This is a genomic window from Microbacterium sp. ZW T6_19, from assembly GCF_044987465.1.
Taxonomy (GTDB): Bacteria; Actinomycetota; Actinomycetes; order Actinomycetales; family Microbacteriaceae; genus Microbacterium; species Microbacterium natoriense_A.
The window spans coordinates 448,227-463,887 of record NZ_JBJDRH010000001.1 but is presented as its reverse complement, the minus strand read 5'-3'; the positions used below and the strand labels follow the sequence as shown (position 1 = coordinate 463,887).

General features: G+C 70.1%; 14 protein-coding genes. 1 reads left to right on the top strand and 13 read right to left on the bottom strand.

The annotated features are described in order from the left end of the window. Positions 1-84: 84 nt before the first annotated feature. The 5 genes from rpsG to ACI3KT_RS01965 all read right to left on the bottom strand — a co-directional run bounded on the left by rpsG (position 85) and on the right by ACI3KT_RS01965 (position 5,544). Positions 85-558: a 30S ribosomal protein S7 gene (gene rpsG / locus ACI3KT_RS01985; RefSeq protein WP_045256225.1), complete on the bottom strand. Its 474-nt coding sequence runs from the start codon at positions 556-558 to the stop codon at positions 85-87. Positions 559-563: 5 nt separating this feature from the next. Continuing rightward, on the bottom strand, positions 564-932 hold the full coding sequence (gene rpsL / locus ACI3KT_RS01980; RefSeq protein WP_013584051.1) for a 30S ribosomal protein S12: 369 nt from the start codon (positions 930-932) through the stop codon (positions 564-566). A gap of 198 nt (positions 933-1,130) precedes the next feature. Then, the gene (locus ACI3KT_RS01975) at positions 1,131-4,850 is read right to left on the bottom strand and encodes an SCO7613 C-terminal domain-containing membrane protein (protein ID WP_404902246.1); all 3,720 of its coding nucleotides are present in this window, start codon (positions 4,848-4,850) and stop codon (positions 1,131-1,133) included. Continuing rightward, positions 4,850-5,068 (bottom strand): helix-turn-helix transcriptional regulator, encoded by a 219-nt coding sequence (locus tag ACI3KT_RS01970; protein ID WP_292910300.1) that lies wholly within the window; start codon positions 5,066-5,068, stop codon positions 4,850-4,852. Before ACI3KT_RS01970 ends, ACI3KT_RS01975 begins: the two co-directional genes overlap by 1 nt. Further along, positions 5,068-5,544 carry a DUF2975 domain-containing protein gene (locus tag ACI3KT_RS01965; protein WP_307298611.1) on the bottom strand — a complete coding sequence of 159 codons (477 nt, stop codon included), beginning with the start codon at positions 5,542-5,544 and terminating at the stop codon, positions 5,068-5,070. Before ACI3KT_RS01965 ends, ACI3KT_RS01970 begins: the two co-directional genes overlap by 1 nt. Before the next feature lie 162 nt (positions 5,545-5,706). On the opposite strand from ACI3KT_RS01965, the gene ACI3KT_RS01960 reads away from it, so the two are divergent. After that, positions 5,707-8,904 (top strand): ATP-binding protein, encoded by a 3,198-nt coding sequence (locus ACI3KT_RS01960; RefSeq protein ID WP_404902244.1) that lies wholly within the window; start codon positions 5,707-5,709, stop codon positions 8,902-8,904. Positions 8,905-8,994: 90 nt separating this feature from the next. On the opposite strand, the gene ACI3KT_RS01955 is transcribed toward ACI3KT_RS01960, so the two are convergent. The 8 genes from ACI3KT_RS01955 to ACI3KT_RS01920 all read right to left on the bottom strand — a co-directional run bounded on the left by ACI3KT_RS01955 (position 8,995) and on the right by ACI3KT_RS01920 (position 15,658). Next, the gene (locus ACI3KT_RS01955) at positions 8,995-9,834 is read right to left on the bottom strand and encodes an ABC transporter permease (RefSeq protein ID WP_307298612.1); all 840 of its coding nucleotides are present in this window, start codon (positions 9,832-9,834) and stop codon (positions 8,995-8,997) included. Then, positions 9,831-10,826 (bottom strand): ATP-binding cassette domain-containing protein, encoded by a 996-nt coding sequence (locus ACI3KT_RS01950; protein WP_404902243.1) that lies wholly within the window; start codon positions 10,824-10,826, stop codon positions 9,831-9,833. The genes ACI3KT_RS01955 and ACI3KT_RS01950 overlap by 4 nt, the downstream gene beginning before the upstream one ends. Positions 10,827-10,909: 83 nt before the next feature. Then, a complete protein-coding gene (locus ACI3KT_RS01945) occupies positions 10,910-11,557 on the bottom strand; it encodes a spermidine/putrescine ABC transporter substrate-binding protein (RefSeq protein WP_307298616.1) in 648 nt (215 codons plus the stop codon). Between the two features lie 47 nt (positions 11,558-11,604). Beyond that, positions 11,605-12,096, bottom strand: coding sequence for a hypothetical protein (locus ACI3KT_RS01940; protein ID WP_307298617.1), 492 nt, complete (start codon positions 12,094-12,096; stop codon positions 11,605-11,607). 7 nt (positions 12,097-12,103) lie between these two features. Next, positions 12,104-13,120: an ABC transporter gene (locus ACI3KT_RS01935; protein ID WP_404902241.1), complete on the bottom strand. Its 1,017-nt coding sequence runs from the start codon at positions 13,118-13,120 to the stop codon at positions 12,104-12,106. A gap of 98 nt (positions 13,121-13,218) precedes the next feature. After that, positions 13,219-13,371: a hypothetical protein gene (locus tag ACI3KT_RS01930; RefSeq protein ID WP_307298621.1), complete on the bottom strand. Its 153-nt coding sequence runs from the start codon at positions 13,369-13,371 to the stop codon at positions 13,219-13,221. 56 nt (positions 13,372-13,427) lie between these two features. Continuing rightward, positions 13,428-14,393, bottom strand: coding sequence for a TolB family protein (locus ACI3KT_RS01925; RefSeq protein WP_404902239.1), 966 nt, complete (start codon positions 14,391-14,393; stop codon positions 13,428-13,430). Further along, complete coding sequence (locus ACI3KT_RS01920; protein WP_292910280.1) at positions 14,390-15,658, bottom strand: MFS transporter; 1,269 nt, start codon at positions 15,656-15,658, stop codon at positions 14,390-14,392. The genes ACI3KT_RS01925 and ACI3KT_RS01920 overlap by 4 nt, the downstream gene beginning before the upstream one ends. Between the last annotated feature and the right edge of the window lie 3 nt (positions 15,659-15,661).

Genomic DNA, 15,661 nt, shown 5'->3' with positions numbered 1-15,661 from the left:
AGGAGTGTCCTTATCTTTTTGGCAGTCGTACTGCGAAGAGTGGGGTGCCCGCCTCCGGCGAGTGGCCGGGGGCGGGCGAAGCTGTTACCAGCGGTAGTGAGCGAACGCGCGGTTCGACTCGGCCATCTTGTGCGTGTCCTCGCGGCGCTTGACCGCGGCGCCGAGGCCGTTCGACGCGTCGAGGATCTCGTTCTGCAGACGCTCGGTCATCGTCTTCTCACGACGACCCTTGGCGTAGCTGACGAGCCAGCGCAGCGCGAGGGTGTTCGCGCGGTGCGGCTTGACCTCGACCGGCACCTGGTAGGTCGAGCCACCGACGCGGCGGCTCTTGACCTCGAGGGTGGGACGGACGTTGTCGAGCGCCTTCTTCAGCGTGGCGACGGCATCCTGGCCGCCGTTCTTCGCCTCGACGCCCTTGAGGGCGTTGTAGACGATCGACTCGGCGAGGGACTTCTTGCCGTCGACGAGGATCTTGTTGACCAGCTGGCTGACGATCGGAGCGCCGTATACCGGGTCGTTGACGACGGGACGCTTAGGTGCGGGACCCTTACGAGGCATCTAACTCAACCCTTCTTCGCACCGTAGCGGCTGCGAGCCTGCTTACGGTTCTTGACGGCCTGGGTGTCCAGGGCGCCACGGACGATCTTGTAACGCACACCGGGGAGGTCCTTGACACGACCGCCGCGGACGAGCACCAGCGAGTGCTCCTGCAGGTTGTGGCCCTCACCGGGGATGTACGCGGTGACCTCGGTCCCGTTGCGGAGCTTCACACGAGCGACCTTGCGCATCGCCGAGTTCGGCTTCTTCGGGGTGGTGGTGTAGACGCGGGTGCAGACCCCGGCCTGCTGCGGGTTCGACTTCAGGGCGGGCGCCTTGGTCTTCGAGACCTTGGGCGAGCGACCCTTGCGAACCAACTGCTGAATGGTTGGCACGTTCTCTCCTCATAGTGCTGCACGGTGACAGCGTGATGGATTCACATCAGACCCACCGGCGCGCCGGAACCGACGTGCTTTTGTGGTGGTGGGTATGCCGTGGGGGCGGACCGGCAAGGTGCCGACGCCCAGCGCGCACATCAAGACGTGCACACACCTGATCAAGTGTAATGCCGCGTAACGTGGCGGTCAAATGGATCAGCGCAGATCACGGATCCGCGCCGCCACCGATCCGCTCTCCCCCGTCCGCCGTTCGGCGGTGACCGCGATGATCAGCAGCACGGCGCCCATCACCGCGAGCGTGATCCACCACGGCATCGACTCGATCCCGCGACCGATCTGCACCGAGAACACGAACACGTTCTCGATCGGCAGCACGATGAGGCCGATCAGGAAGGGGGCGGCGAGCCGACCCCTCGAGCCGACGAGGATGGCGGCGAGTGCGAGGACCATCACCAGGATCGCCCGCCAGGTGAGCGGATCGGTGAACGTCGACACGATAGACGCGCTCATCATCGTGACGATGCCCGGCGCGAGCAGCGCCCAGGAACCGGTCCAGCGACCGGGCCAGCTGTCGAGCGTCGGCCTGCGCTTCGACGGGCTCAGCGACCCAGGGGTGAGGCTCGGCGACCCAGGGGGGAGGATCGGCGACACAGGGGTGAAGTTCAGAGCTCCGGCGATCAGCAGGAATGCGCCCAACGGGAGCGAGAACCACTCCACTCTCAGGTCGCGCGGACTCCACGCCACGACGGCGGTCACGAACGCGATCGCGAACAGGAACCAGACCGGCGGCATCAGAGTCGCCCTGCTGCGGAGAGTGGACGCCGTCGACACGACCGCGAGCAGATAGGCGAGCATCAGCGCCCACATGGCCCAGATCGAGAACCAGTCGCGCTCGATCGCGAACCACGTGCCCGCGGCGAGCGCAAGAGCCGCTGGAGCCCCCAGCCACCGGCTCGACTGCAGGGGCGCGCTGTCGGAGGTTCTGCGGATGCCGCGGCCTGCGAGCATCAGGGCCAGAGCCGCCACCGCGCTGGCCCCGAGGCACGCCAGGAAGAGACCGGCGCCGCGGAGCGAGGGGAAGTCCCATCCGAGACCGATCCTGATGGCCTGGATCGTGCCGACGCTCGCCGCGAGGCCTGCGGCGAGCAGGGTCGGGGTGCGCAGCATCCGCAGCCGGCGCACGCGCCCCGCCGCTTCGCTCCGCCCGAAGAAGCGCGCGAGTGCGAGCAGCAGCCAGCCCGCCGCGAGCAACCCGCCCACGCGCCACGGAAAAGAGGTCTGCCCCGCCGGGTCGGGCTCGACGACCGCGACGATCGCGAGCAGCGGTCCGATCGCGACGACCAGGCCTGCGGCGTACAGGGCGACGGCGCGCGCTCCACGCAGAGTCAGGAGCACGGCGACGAGCGCTGCGCCCAGAGTCGGCGGCAGCAGATACGCCTCGAGCAGGTCGACGCCGATGAGGCCCCACACGCACCACAGCGCTCCGGTGAACGCTGCTGCCGAGACCGCCCACGCGTACCGGCGCCCGGCGAACAGCGCGGTGGCCGCGGCGCCGAGACCGAGGATCAGCAATACGAGGAAGGCCGTGCCGAGTCCGGCCGCATCGCGCCAGAGCGCGAGCAGGATCGCGATCGCGCCGGTCAGCAGCGACGATGCTTCGATCGCGACCCGCGCGGCGTCGGCAGCGCCGACGGCGTGACCTCTCGCGAGCAGTGCAGCGCGTATCAGCGGCGTCGCCGGCAACGCCAGCGCCACCAGCATCGCGATGATCGGGAGGGTCACCGGAGACCCGCTCGACGGCAGCAGTTGCGCGCCCAGGCACACGATCACGACGGCGAGAGTCGGGACCAGCATCCCCGCGGCCATCGTGCGCACGGCGACCGTGAGACCGGGACGGCGCGTGACCAGCAGCGAGACGGCCAGCACGAACATCAACCCGGTGGACAGGGCCGTCCAGCCGCTGCGCTCGACGACGACCTGCAGGACTCCGATGCCGAACGGCACCGCCGAGACCACGAGCACCGTCTGCCATGCCCGCGCCCCGATGCGGGACAGATAGGTGGCCGCGATCGCGACGGCGAGGCCCGCGGACGCCGTCAGACACAGCTGTGCGATGCCGTCGACGCCGCTCTCGCCGAGCGCGGTGGAGACGAGCGTCAGCGCGAACGCGAAGCCGGCTCCGACGTACACGAATCGCAGCCGGGCCGGGAGCACACCGGCCAGGACGGCGAGCGCGAGAAGCGTGCCGACGCCGGCGAGCGGGACGATCGACGGCTCGCGCCAGGCGATGACTGCTGAGGCGATCAACGCCACGTGTGCGGCGACGATCAGAACGATCCGAGTGCCGGCAGCCGTGACCCTCAGGTAGCGGAGGACCAGGGCGACCACGACGACTGCGACGGCGAGCACGGCCACAGACACGGGCAGCAGCAGCACCTTCGCGCAGCCGAGCACCAGAACGGCTGCGGCCCCCATGACCGACGACACACGAGCGGGGGCGGTCGCGAGCGAGCGGATGCTGTCACGTCGCCGCGCGAGCGCACTGAACACGGCGAGCCCTGCGCTGACCGCGGCGAGACCGACGATCAGGCCCCACTCCATGGCTCCGCCCGTGACCTCCGCGCGGGGACTCCGCTGCATCACCTCGGTGATCGCGACCATGCCGTTCAGCGCGGCGAAGCCGAGCAGGACCAGGGCCGGGAGAGCCAGCACGGCGAACGAGCCGCCGACGACGAACCCGCGCGGCACGGTGCGCGGAAGCGGAACGACGGCCCCGACGAGAACGAGGGCGGCTGCGGCCGCAGCCGGGATGATCGCGAACATCCACGACACGTCGACCGAGGCCGCGCCCGTGAGGGCGTAGACGACGAGCACGATCGCCGCGGAGGCCGTACCTCCAGCCCCGATTCCCCAGAGCGGTCCGAGCATCCGCCGAGACGCGATCGTCGCGTGCGCCGCCATCAGGACCAGCAGGCCTGCGGCCGTCAGCAGGAACGGCGTGAAGCTGCCGCCGATCCGCCACAGGAGCACGAGCGCGACGAGCGCGCTGATCAGCTGCAGCGCCGTGAGGGTGATCTGCTCGGCCCGCGGCGGGCGCAGCCACTCGATGAGACCGGCCGCAGCGTAGGCGACGCCGATCGCGCCGAGCACGGCCCAGAGCTGTGCGCCGACACCTGCGCCGATCATCGCGGGCACGAGCGACAGGCCGACGAGCGAGGTCCACTGCCAGATGCGGATGCCGCGGGCGAAGCTCGCGAGCAGCATGACGGTGCCCGCGACAGCCGTCGCCGCTGCGGAGGTGAGCCAGGGGTCGATCTCCGGACCGGCGAGCTGGGCGACTGCGTGGACGTCCAGTCCGCCGAACACGAGCCCGAGCCCGCCGACCGCCTCGGCCGAGAAGCGCAGGCCCCGTCGCGACAGCAGCCAGGCTCCGCCGAGGAACAGCAGGGTGATGAGTCCGACGATGACGCCGCGCAGCGCCTTGTCGGCGAGATCGGGGTTGAAGTAGGTGAACACGATCGCTGCGACGGCGAAGAGCCCGGCCCCCGCGGTGGCCAGCACGGACTGCAGCGTCGCGCTGCTCTGTGGAGCCGATGCGGATGCGGTCGCCGGATGCGAACCGTGCGGTGCCGACGACGGAGCCTGTGGTGAGGCCGTATGCGGGCGGGGAGCCGCTCCGACCGGTGCGAGCGGGATGACGGGCAGGCGTCGCAGCAGCTCGTCGCGGGCGCGCAGCGCGTTCGCGGCGGCGACCGAGGCGTTCCACACCTCGATCGCGACGGGGCCGCGGAAGTCGGAACCGCAGCGGGCGCAGCATCCGTCTGACAGCATCCACTGGCACACCGGGCAGCTGGCGTCGTCGAGCAGCTGCCGGGCGACCGACTCGCCCCAGGTCGATACCTGCGTCGTCGTCATCACGGCTCCTGTCCGTCGGGTACCCAGCGCAGGATGTCGCCCGGCTGGCATTCGAGCACTCGGCAGATCGCGTCGAGAGTGGTGAAGCGCACGGCTTTGGCACGACCGTTCTTGAGGACGGCGACGTTGGCCGGGGTGATTCCGATGGCGTCGGCGAACTCCTGCACGCTCATCTTCTTGCGGGCGAGCTGCACGTCGAGGTCGATCACGATGGGCATCAGACGACCTCGGAGAGATCCTGCTCGAGCTCGAGCGCCTTGCGCAGGAGTCCGCGGAGCACGACCACGAGCAGCGCCAGCGCCGCGCTCACCACGACCCCGAGGACCGCGAGGAGCGTGAGCGAGAGCGACACCGCCCGGCTTGCGACGATCACGATGTACGAGGCGAGGATCAGCACGCCTGCCGAGATGAGCGCGGCGAGGATCACGTCGACATAGCGGAAGGCCTCGACGCGGAAGATGCGGTCGGCCTGCACGAGGGAGAGCAGGAACCAGATGCACACCAGGGTGACCTCGACGAGGCCGAGGAAGACGACCGCCCCGATGATGCCCGGGATCTCGAGCTGGGCGACATCGGGGTTCCGGCTGGCGGTGATGCGGGCGACTTCGGGGATCACGAGGACCTGACTGGCCACGAGGAGTCCGAGCAGGACGAGGATCAGCACCTGGAGGATGACGGTGACGCGAGGCTGCATGACGACCCTATCGATCAGCAATGGATATCTATCGAAAAACGATAGTGACTGTGCCGGCGCGGATGCTGCGGATCGGCTCTTCTCACAGTGGATCCGCAGGTCGGATGACCTCGGCCGTGGGGCCCGGAACCTCACGTCGGGTCGTCGTCCTATGCTTGCCAGGTGACGCAGCGCACTCCCCGGGTCGCCGTGCTCGGCCCGGTGAAGGTCGCCGCGGCCGACGGTATCCCGCTCGACATCCCCGGCGCGACGTCGCGCGCCCTCCTGGCGTCGCTCACCCTCGGCGCGGGCACCTCCCGCAGCGTCGACGCGATCGCCGCCGACGTGTGGGGCGACGACCTGCCCGCAAATCCGCGCGGAGCAGTGCAGACCCTCGTGTCCCGGCTGCGTTCCCTGGCCGGAGCCGACATCATCCGCAGCGACGCGATCGGCTATGCGCTCGGCGTCACCGTCGACAGCGACCTCGCGATCGCGAGAGACGCAGATGCCGCCGCCGCGCGTCTCCCGGAGGGCGATGCGGCGCGGCTGCCGATGCTCGACCGCGCGCTGTCGCTCTGGCGCGCAGAGGCGGGAGCAGACCTCGCCCACTCCCCCGTCGCTCTCGACCTCGGCGCGGCCGCGGCAGAGCTGCATGATCGCCTCCGCGCGGCGCGCTCGCGCTCGCTCATAGTTCTCGGCCGCGCGGCCGACGCGATCCCGGCGCTGGCCGCTCTCGCCGACTCGAAGCCGTACGACGAGGAGGCGCACGCTCAGCTGATGACGGCTCTCGTCGAGGCCGGGCGCGAGCAGGAGGCACTGGCCGTGTTCGCGCGGCTGCGGACCCGACTGCGGGATGATCTCGGCTCTTCTCCGAGCAAGGACACGAGCGCGTTCAACGCCCGCATCCTGCGCGGCGAGGAGGCGACTGCGCCCGCGCGGGTGCGCATCGGGCTGCAAGCCGCTCCGAACGAGCTCATCGGCCGCGATGACGACGTCGAGCGCATCGAGGCGCTGCTGGCGACCAGCCGGCTCGTGACGATCCTGGGCCCGGGCGGCCTCGGCAAGACCCGGCTGGCACAGGCGGTGGCGGCGGCATCCGACGCGCCGGTCGTCGCGGTCGTCGCCCTGGCCGGCGTCCGCGCCGATGCCGACCTGGAACCCGCCATCGGGGCGGCGCTGGGCATCAGCGAGAGTTCTGCCGGCAGCCGACTGTCCGACGCGCGATCACAGCCCGACCTGCGCACCCGCATCGTCGCACTGCTGGGCGAGCGACCGGCGCTGCTCGTTCTCGACAACTGCGAGCAGATCATCGACGCGGCCGCGGCCTGGGCCGCCGACATGCTCGGCGCAGTGCCGACGCTGCGGATCGTCACAACCAGTCGGACGCCCGTCGCGATCGCAGCCGAAGCGGTGTACCCGCTCACCGCGCTGAGCGCGGGCGACGGCGAGGGCCCGGCGGTGCGGCTGTTCCTCGAACGGGCGCGTGCGGCGCGCCCCGACGCGAGACTCGACGGAGCGACCGTCGCCCGGCTCTGCGACCGCCTCGACGGACTGCCTCTTGCGATCGAGCTCGCCGCCGCACGCGTGCGCACCATGACCGCCGAGCAGATCGAGTCTCGCCTCGAGAACCGCTTCGCCCTGCTGACGAGCGGCGACCGCGCCGCGCCCGAACGCCATCGCACCCTGCAGGCTGTGATCGAGTGGAGCTGGGACCTGCTCGACGACGACGCCAGGAACGCGCTCGTCCGGTTGTCCCTTCTTCCGGCAGGCTTTTCGGCGGTCTCGGCGTCAGCAGTGCTCGGCGAGAGCGCCGTCGACGACCTGCTCGACCGGCTGGTCTCCCAGTCCCTGCTCGCGGCGACCGATACCGGCATGGGTGTGCGGTTCCGCATGCTGGAGACGGTGCGCGAGTTCGGCCTGGCCCGGCTTGCAGCCTCGGGCGCCGAAGACGACGCGTGGCATGCCGTGCTCGCATGGGCAGGCGGCTTTTCCCGGATGCCGGGGGCTGCGCTGTTCGGCGAGTGCGCGCCGGTGCGCCCCGACGTTCTGGCAGAGCTGAACGCCGAGAACGACAACCTGGTAGCGGCGCTGCGCTACGCCGCAGAGAGCGGACTTTCCGCCGATGTCGTGCGGATCTTCTCTGCGTTGATGTCCGCGTGGGTCGTGCGCGGCGCGTTCACGGAGTTCTTCGGATTCACACCGATCGTGATCGCGGCGCTCGACGGGCTCGACCACGACGCGGTGTCCGCCGATCTCCTCGTGAGTGTCCTGCTGCCGTGCGGGCTGATGGCCCTCGTCGGCGAGGACCCGCGTGGGCTCGGCGCCATCAGCCGCCTGCGCCGCATCGCCCGCACGCCCGGCGTGATCCTGAGCCCCGCCTTGGCGGCGCTCCTGTCGGTGACCGTGCAGGTGTCGCGTCCGGAGCGGATGATGGCGGTCCTGCGGGCGTTGCGCGAAGAGCCCGAACCGGCCGCGCGCCTGGTCGGAGAGTTCCTCACCTCGCAGACGGCCGAGAACACCGGCGACGCCGTCACGGCCGCCTCGTCGGCGCAACGCGCCTGGGAGCTGGCAGGAGAGATCGACGACCGGTGGATCGGCACGCTCGCGGCGAGCGCGGCGGCACAGGTCGCCGGCCAATCGGGCCATCACGCGGATTCTCTCGTCTGGCTCGACCGTGCCCGACGCAGCGCCGAGGGTTTCGACGTCTCGGAGGAGCAGGTGCAGCAGGACTGGACGCGAGGCATCGCTCTGCTCGGCCTCGGCCGCCTGGACGAGGCCGAGCGCGTCTTCGAAGACGTGTCCCGTACGGCCGAGCTCACCCAGCAGGGAGTGGAGTACGCGGCGCTGGGCTGGTTCGGCCTCGCGGAGGTGGCGCGCGCACGCCGTGACTTCGACGGGGCGGTGGCAGGCTACCGACGATCTCTGGCCGGCTTCCCGTCGGGCGATCAGCGCGCCACCCCGTGGTACCTGGTGCTGCTGGCGACCCTCATCACGGCCTCCGTCGCCGACGAGCTGCTCCCCGCTGCAGACCTCGCGCGGTGGGCGAACCGGCTGCGGACACGGACCCTGGCTCTGCACCGTATGAATCCGACCTACGTCGACCGACCGGTGATCGGCACAGCGCTGGCGGGCTGGTCGTCGTGGGCGCTGACCACGCCGACCGAGCAGGATCGCGGTCTGCGGGGGCTGGCACTGGCCGAGCTTCTCGGCGCTCGACAGGATCTGCCGAGCCTGTCGCTCACGGCGCTGTTCGCACAGGCGCGAGGAGTGGTCGGAGCCGAGGCCGTCGCCGCGGCGCGCGCCGCGGCATCCGCTCTGCCATCCGAGCAGCTCGTCGATGAAACGCTGCGCGTGCTGACGCATCGAGTCCCCGGCCGCTGAGACCCCCGGGTTCGCGTCGAGACCCCCGGCTGGCGGGGTGCGCAGCAGGGGGTCTCGACGACAGAGCGGGGCTCGGCGGAATGGTGGGGGTCAGGCCCGGCGCATGTACGCCCGGACGGTGAGCGGGGCGAAGATCGCGACGATCACCGCGGCGCCGAGGATCGAGATCCAGGCGTCCGCCCCGAACACGCCGTTGTTGACGAGGTCGCGGACGGCGGTGACCAGGTGCGACACCGGATTCACGTTCACGAAGCCCTGAAGCCAGCCGGGCATGGTGTCGACCGGCACGAAGGCGTTCGACAGGAACGTCAGCGGGAACAGCACGAGCATGGAGATGCCCTGCACGCTCGACGCTGTGCGCGCGATCACTCCGAAGAAGGCGAAGATCCAGCTGATCGCCCAGGAGCATCCGATCACGAGCAGCCCTGCCGCCACGACCGCGCCGATGCCTCCCTCGGGGCGCATGCCCATGATGAAGCCCATGACGAAGGTGAGAGTCGTCGCGATCGCATAGCGGAGGGTGTCGGCGAGCAGCGCACCGGAGAGCGGGGCGATGCGCGCGATCGGCAGCGAGCGGAACCGGTCGAACACGCCCTTGTCCATGTCCTCCCGCAGCTGGGTGCCCGTGACGACCGAGGTGGTGATCACGGTCTGCACGAGGATGCCGGGGATGATCACGGGCAGGTACGACGCGACATCGCCCGAGATCGCCCCGCCGAAGATGTAGGTGAACATCAGCGTGAAGATGATCGGCTGAAGGGTCACGTCGAACAGCTGCTCTGGCGTGCGGCGGATCTTCACGAGTCCGCGGTAGGCCATGGTGAGCGTGTTCTGCACGCTCTGGCCGAGGCTGGTGCGGTTCTTCAGATGGCGCTCGGATGCCGGGACGATCATCCTGGCCGTCGAGGGCGCCGTGGCGATGGCGGTCATGCGTGCACCTCTTCCTTCTGTGCGTCTGCGTCGTCGCCGGCCGTGGCCGGCTTTCCGGTGATGGTGAGGAACACCTCGTCGAGCGTCGGCTTCTGGACGCTGAGCTCGGTGACCCTGATACCGCTCTCCCGCAGGGTGATCAGGAGATCGGCGATACGGTTCGGGTCGGCCATCGGCGCCGTGATTCGCGCGGCCTCGGGCGAGAGCGTGCCCCGCACGCCCAGCATCCGCTCGATCGCGGTGAGCGCGTCAGCCGTGTCGGCGGCGTCCTCGAGACGCAGCTGCAGGCTCGAGGCTCCCACCGACGCCTTGAGCTCGTCGCTCGTGCCTTCGGCGACGACCTTGCCGTGGTCGATCACGGCGATGCGGTCGGCGAGCTGATCGGCCTCGTCGAGATACTGCGTCGTGAGGAGTACGGTCGAGCCGGTCGCCACGAGCTCGCGGATCGTGTCCCACATCTGGCCGCGTGTGCGCGGGTCGAGGCCTGTGGTGGGCTCGTCGAGGAAGATCAGGGGCGGCTGCGCGATGAGGGATGCGGCGAGGTCGAGGCGACGGCGCATGCCGCCCGAGAAGTCCTTGAGCGGGCGTCGGGCCGCCTCGGCGAGACCGAAGCGCTCGAGCAGCTCCTCCTGCTTGCTCTTGGCCTCACTGCGGCCGAGGCCGAGCAGCCGGGCGAAGATCATGAGGTTCTCCGTCGCCGAGAGCGTCTCGTCGACCGAGGCGAACTGCCCTGTGACTCCGATGAGCTGACGGACGATCTGCGGGTCTCGCACGACGTCGTAGCCGAAGATGCGGCCCGAGCCGCCGTCGGGGCGCATGAGGGTCGCGAGCATGTTGATGGTCGTCGTCTTGCCGGCGCCGTTCGGGCCCAGGACACCGTAGACGGTGCCGGTCTTCACGCGGAGGTCGACGCCGTCGACCGCGCGGTTCTGTCCGAACACCTTCACGAGTCCATCGGCCTCGACGGCCCAGTCTGCGTTGTGGTTTGTCATAGGGACAGCATCCGCTCGCCCGCTTGCACGACGCTGTCGCGGCGCTGTCGCCCGCTGTCAGGCGCCGCCCTACGATGAAACCGTCAGACCGAGTCGGGGCCGAAGGGCGAGTCGAGCGACTCGGTGAGCTCCGCCAGCATCGCCTCGATCTGGGGCTCGACGTGCTGCGAGATCGCCGCCTGGATGTGCAGGCGGTGTCGGAGCATCAGCCCGCAGATCTCCCGGCCGACCATGTTGGCGTACTCGTCGGCGAGGGCCACCTCCTGCCGGAGCGCGGCCTTCGCCTCGTCGCTCAGCGGCGGCAGCGGCGGCAGCTCCTCGGCTGCGTCATCGGCCATCCCCGCGATCGTGAACAGGAACGGCGCACCGGGCACCGGATCAGGATCGAGCGGGAGTCCGTCGAACTCGGGGTCGAGGTTCTCGGCCGGCCGGTAGCTGCGCGCCCTGTTGCGTGCGGCCTGCTGGTCGAGCTCGCGCTGCAGCATCGGCAGATTCCGCGCCGTGTACTCGGCGACCGCGCTGTCGACGATCGCCTTGATGCGGGTGGAGAGCCCGTGCTGAACCCCGTGCGGCGTGTTCGACGCGATGCCCGCTGCCGAGAGCACGGGGGAACCCAGGCAGCGGCGGCACGGCGCGACGCGACCGCGGTGGGTTGCCGGCTCCCAGCGCGGCACCCAGCGCAGCCAGGCCTCCACGGCCTGGTCGACCTGCGTCTCCAGTGAGCGCTCCACTCCTCAAGCGTAAGGCGCGCCGGGCGTGTCGTGCGCGATTCGCCGCGTCACTCGTCGCCGTGTTCCTCCCACGGCCAGCGCGGATGCTGCGCTCTGGTGCGCCGGAGCGCCACCCCGCTCCACGAGGCGACGGCGGCGGACAGCACCAGCACGGCACTCGCGCCACCTCGTACCAGGTCGCCCGCAACCGCGGTGGAGACGATCAGATCGCCGGTGCCCAGCAGCACCGCGATCCAGACGGCAGCCAGATGGACCAGCCCGGTGAGGATCGCGACGGTCGGAACCGAGAAGAACGACGGCCGCGCCGGACGCACCGCGAACCAGAGAGACAGGGCGAAGACCCCGACTGCTGCCGCCATTCCGATGATCCCCGGCCCCTGACCGAGGTCGGTGACGGCGATGATGTCGGCATCGGTCGCGAAGCTCAGCGCCCCCAGACCGAAGACGGCCAGGGCGAAGAACCCGATCGTCGCGAGGGCGAGGGCCAGCAACGCCGAGACCCCCGCGGACGGCGGTCTGCGGGGGTCTGGCGATGACATGCGAGTCTCAGCGGGCGAGCGTCGGGCCCGCCTCGAGCGTGCGCTCGTACTCGCGCTGCGCCTCGGCGTTCAGCTCGGTCTTGCGAGCGCCGCTGCGGGCGACCCAGGCGCCGAACCAGATCGTGAGCTCGCGTCCGAACACGAACGCGGCGATCGCGAGCGGCGCGAGCAGCTGCTCGTTCACGAGCCGAGCGCCCTCGGACGCGGTGAGCCGCCAGAACGGTTCCTGGATGAGCTGCCCGAGGATGTGGCCGCCGTAGGCGATGACTCCGACGATGATGCCGAAGATCACCCAACGACCCCACTTGCCGCGGTTGATGAAAGCGCCCAGCAGCCAGAAGCCGAGGTAGAACACGACGACCGGCACCCAGAACCCGAAGGTCGTCAGTGGTGCGAGGGCCGCTTCTCCGAGGTTGTCGGCGGTCACGTCGCCGGCCAGCGCTCCGAGACCGAGGATCGTGCCGAGGTAGAGGATCGCGAAGGAGAGAGCGGCGAGCAGGCCGATCGCTCCGGCGGTGCCGCGGTTTCCGCGCTCACGCGGCGGCTCAGGAGCCTGCACGAAGATGGGCTGCTGCTGCAGCGGCACGACGATCGGCGTCTCGGCGGGCACCGGTTCGGATGGCACCGGCTCGGATGGCACGATGCGTGTCTCGGTGTCGTCGGCCGTCGAATAGGCGTTGTCGGCCATCGTTGACTCGCTGTGCGAGACCGGAGTGTCGAGCACCGTGGTCTCGTCGTCCTGTGCCGCGATCTCGTTCAGCGCTGGAGTCGAGAACGTACCGGGGTGGTCGCGCTCGGCCTCTTCGAACGCGGCGAGATCGGCGTCGGCTGCGGCCGTCGCATCGGCGTCGCCCGCGGGCGCCTTGTCGGCGTCTTCCGCTGCCGTGTCTTCCACGGTTTCGGGGGTCTGGCCCGGCACCGCCGCGCTCGCCGCTGCGGCCGCGTCGAGACCGGCGTTCGCGCTGTCGACGACGTCGTTCACGTCGGCCGGCTGCTCGTGCTTCGGAACCTCGGGGTCACTCATGGGGTGCGCCTCTCATCGGATGTGATCAGTGCGAGGGTACCGCCGCGCGTTCGAGCGCCGTCGGAGGCGTGCCGACGTGTCGCTGAGCCCGGCGCGGATCAGGGCAGGATGCTGCGCATCCCCTCTCCGACGAACTGCGCCATCGCGGGCACGATCGGCAACGCGAACCACACCAGCCCGACGATGACCCCGGCGCACAGCATCCCCGCGATCCAGCTGATCGCCAGATTGCGTCCCCCCACTCGTGCCATGCCTTCACGCTACGGCTGCTCGTCCACCCGGGACGCACGCAACGCCGGGCGATGTATCAGTCGTGCACCATCGCGGGCGACGAGGCGTCCTCGGCGATCAGCTCCGGCTGCCCGGCGCCGTCGGCGGACACCGACCACACTCCCCCGTCGACGCCGTAGGCGACGGTGTCGTCGTCGATCCACGCGGCCTGATCGTCGACGCTGCGGTCCTCGGCGAGCGGCGTCTCCTGCATGGTCGCGAGATCCAGCACGTACAGCCGCCACGGATCATCGACGCTGTCGTTCACACGCTTCTTGAAGACGATCCTCGTGCCGTCGGGCGACAGCGACGGGCACTCGACATTCTCACGCAGGGCGGTGGCGGACCACTCGCTCACGTCGCCCTCGACGAGGTACGTGGTCCCCGCCGTGGAGACCGTCGCGTAGAAGGTGTCGTCGTCTTCGGCGAACGTCACACCCCAGTAGTTGACGTCGACGCGGTGCACGCGCTCACCGTCGATGTAGAGCGGGATGCCCTCGAGGGAATCGACGATTCGTCCGGTGTCACGGTCGTAGATGCCGGTCCGCGTAGAGAAGTTCGTGCCGGCGTAGTTGTCGCCCGTGACGAAGACGGTCCAGGCCACCATCCGGCCCGAGGGCGAGACGCGAGCACGCGTCGGCACGCCGCTGTACGTGAAGGTCTCGGTCGGCGTGAGATCGGCGTCGAGCACCTCGACCTTGGTCGTCGGCTTCAGGCTGCCCTCGACGCTCACACACACCGCGGTGTCACCGGCAGCGTAGAAGCGATTGCATTCGAGTCCCGTTCCCGTGCGCCCCGGGGCTCCGCCTCCGTCCTGCAGCACGACGGAGCCCTCGGAATCACGGACATAGAGTCCGTGGTCGGTCGCAGGCACGACGTCTCCGGCGGCGTGCGCCCCGTCTCCGCTGCGGGCCACGGCGTAGAGCGAGTAGCCGATCCCGACGCCGGCGAGTACGAGCGCCGCGGCGCCCACGAGCACGACGCGCTTCCTCATCGACGTCACGCGTGCTCCTCCTCAGGGTGGCGATCGGGACGGATCAGCACCCCGGCCGCGATCAGCACCGCCAGGAGCGCGAGTGCAGCGGCGGCGAACGCGGCCGTCATGCCCCAGAACGTCCACGCCGCACCGAACATGACCGCCGCGAACAGTCGACCGGTCGCCTGACCGGTCTGCAGCAGAGCCATGCCTCCCGCGCGCCGCTCGCGGGGAATGCGGGGACCAGCGAGCGCCATCAGCACGCCGTCCGTCGCCGCGTAGAAGACGCCCAGCAGCGCGAGCATCAGTACCAGCAGGAGCGGACCGTCGATAGGCAGCAGCAGTGTCGAGTACGCGCCGATCAGGGCGAGGTTGCCGAGCAGGAACGGCAGTCTCCGGCCGATCCGATCGGCCAGACGCCCCATCGGCACGGCCAGCACGAGATAGACCAGAGCGCTGCCGAGCGGAAGCAGCGGGAAGAACGCGGCATCCAGCTGCAAGCGCTCCTGGAGACCGAGGTAGAGGAAGCCGTCGCCGACCGTCGCGAGGCCCAGGATCGTGGCCGCGATCAGGAGCCGGCGGAAGACCGGCTCGCCCAGGATCCGCACGGTTTCGCGCAACGTGGGCCGGGGAGCACCGACGGGCATGGAACTGCGACCGGGCACGAAGGCGATCAGCACCAGCACGCCCAGGCTCGCGACGCAGAAGCTGACGATGAAGACCGCGTCGAAGGCATCCGCCAGCATCCACAGCAGTCCGAACGCGGCGAGTGGACCCAGCAGCGCGCCCGCGGTGTCCATCGCGCGGTGCACGCCGAAGGCCCGTCCCTGGTGCGCGTCGTCGACGGAGAGGGAGATCAGTGCGTCGCGTGGAGCGGTGCGGATGCCTTTTCCGATCCGGTCGACCGCGAGGGTCGCGGACAGCGCCACGGTCGAGGCTCCCGCGAGCAGGAGGAACGGCTTGCAGACCGCGGACAGTCCGTAGCCGATGCCGGCCACGAGCTTGTGCTGCGACCAGCGGTCGGCGACGTGTCCGCCGAGCAGGCGCACGAAGGCCGTGACGCCGTTGTACAGACCATCGAGGAAACCGAAGGCGAGCGGGGTCATGCCCAGCCCGATGACGAGGTACAGCGGGAGTACCGCCGTGACCATCTCCGAGGAGAGATCCGTGAGCAGGCTCACGACTCCGAGTGCGATCGCGGTGCTGCCGACTCCGGCCGCGCGGCGGCCCACCTGAGGGTGGACCGCCGCGCCGCCTTCGTCCTGCCGCGCTTTGCTGCCGGCGAGATACATGTC

Coding starts and splice junctions, on each gene's coding strand:
- ACI3KT_RS01955 (WP_307298612.1), bottom strand. CDS start 9,834: ATGACCGCCATCGCCACGGCGCCCTCGACGGCCAGGATGATCGTCCCG.
- ACI3KT_RS01940 (WP_307298617.1), bottom strand. CDS start 12,096: ATGTCATCGCCAGACCCCCGCAGACCGCCGTCCGCGGGGGTCTCGGCG.
- ACI3KT_RS01950 (WP_404902243.1), bottom strand. CDS start 10,826: ATGACAAACCACAACGCAGACTGGGCCGTCGAGGCCGATGGACTCGTG.
- ACI3KT_RS01970 (WP_292910300.1), bottom strand. CDS start 5,068: ATGCCCATCGTGATCGACCTCGACGTGCAGCTCGCCCGCAAGAAGATG.
- ACI3KT_RS01935 (WP_404902241.1), bottom strand. CDS start 13,120: ATGAGTGACCCCGAGGTTCCGAAGCACGAGCAGCCGGCCGACGTGAAC.
- ACI3KT_RS01965 (WP_307298611.1), bottom strand. CDS start 5,544: ATGCAGCCTCGCGTCACCGTCATCCTCCAGGTGCTGATCCTCGTCCTG.
- ACI3KT_RS01975 (WP_404902246.1), bottom strand. CDS start 4,850: ATGACGACGACGCAGGTATCGACCTGGGGCGAGTCGGTCGCCCGGCAG.
- ACI3KT_RS01920 (WP_292910280.1), bottom strand. CDS start 15,658: ATGTATCTCGCCGGCAGCAAAGCGCGGCAGGACGAAGGCGGCGCGGCG.
- ACI3KT_RS01930 (WP_307298621.1), bottom strand. CDS start 13,371: ATGGCACGAGTGGGGGGACGCAATCTGGCGATCAGCTGGATCGCGGGG.
- rpsG (WP_045256225.1), bottom strand. CDS start 558: ATGCCTCGTAAGGGTCCCGCACCTAAGCGTCCCGTCGTCAACGACCCG.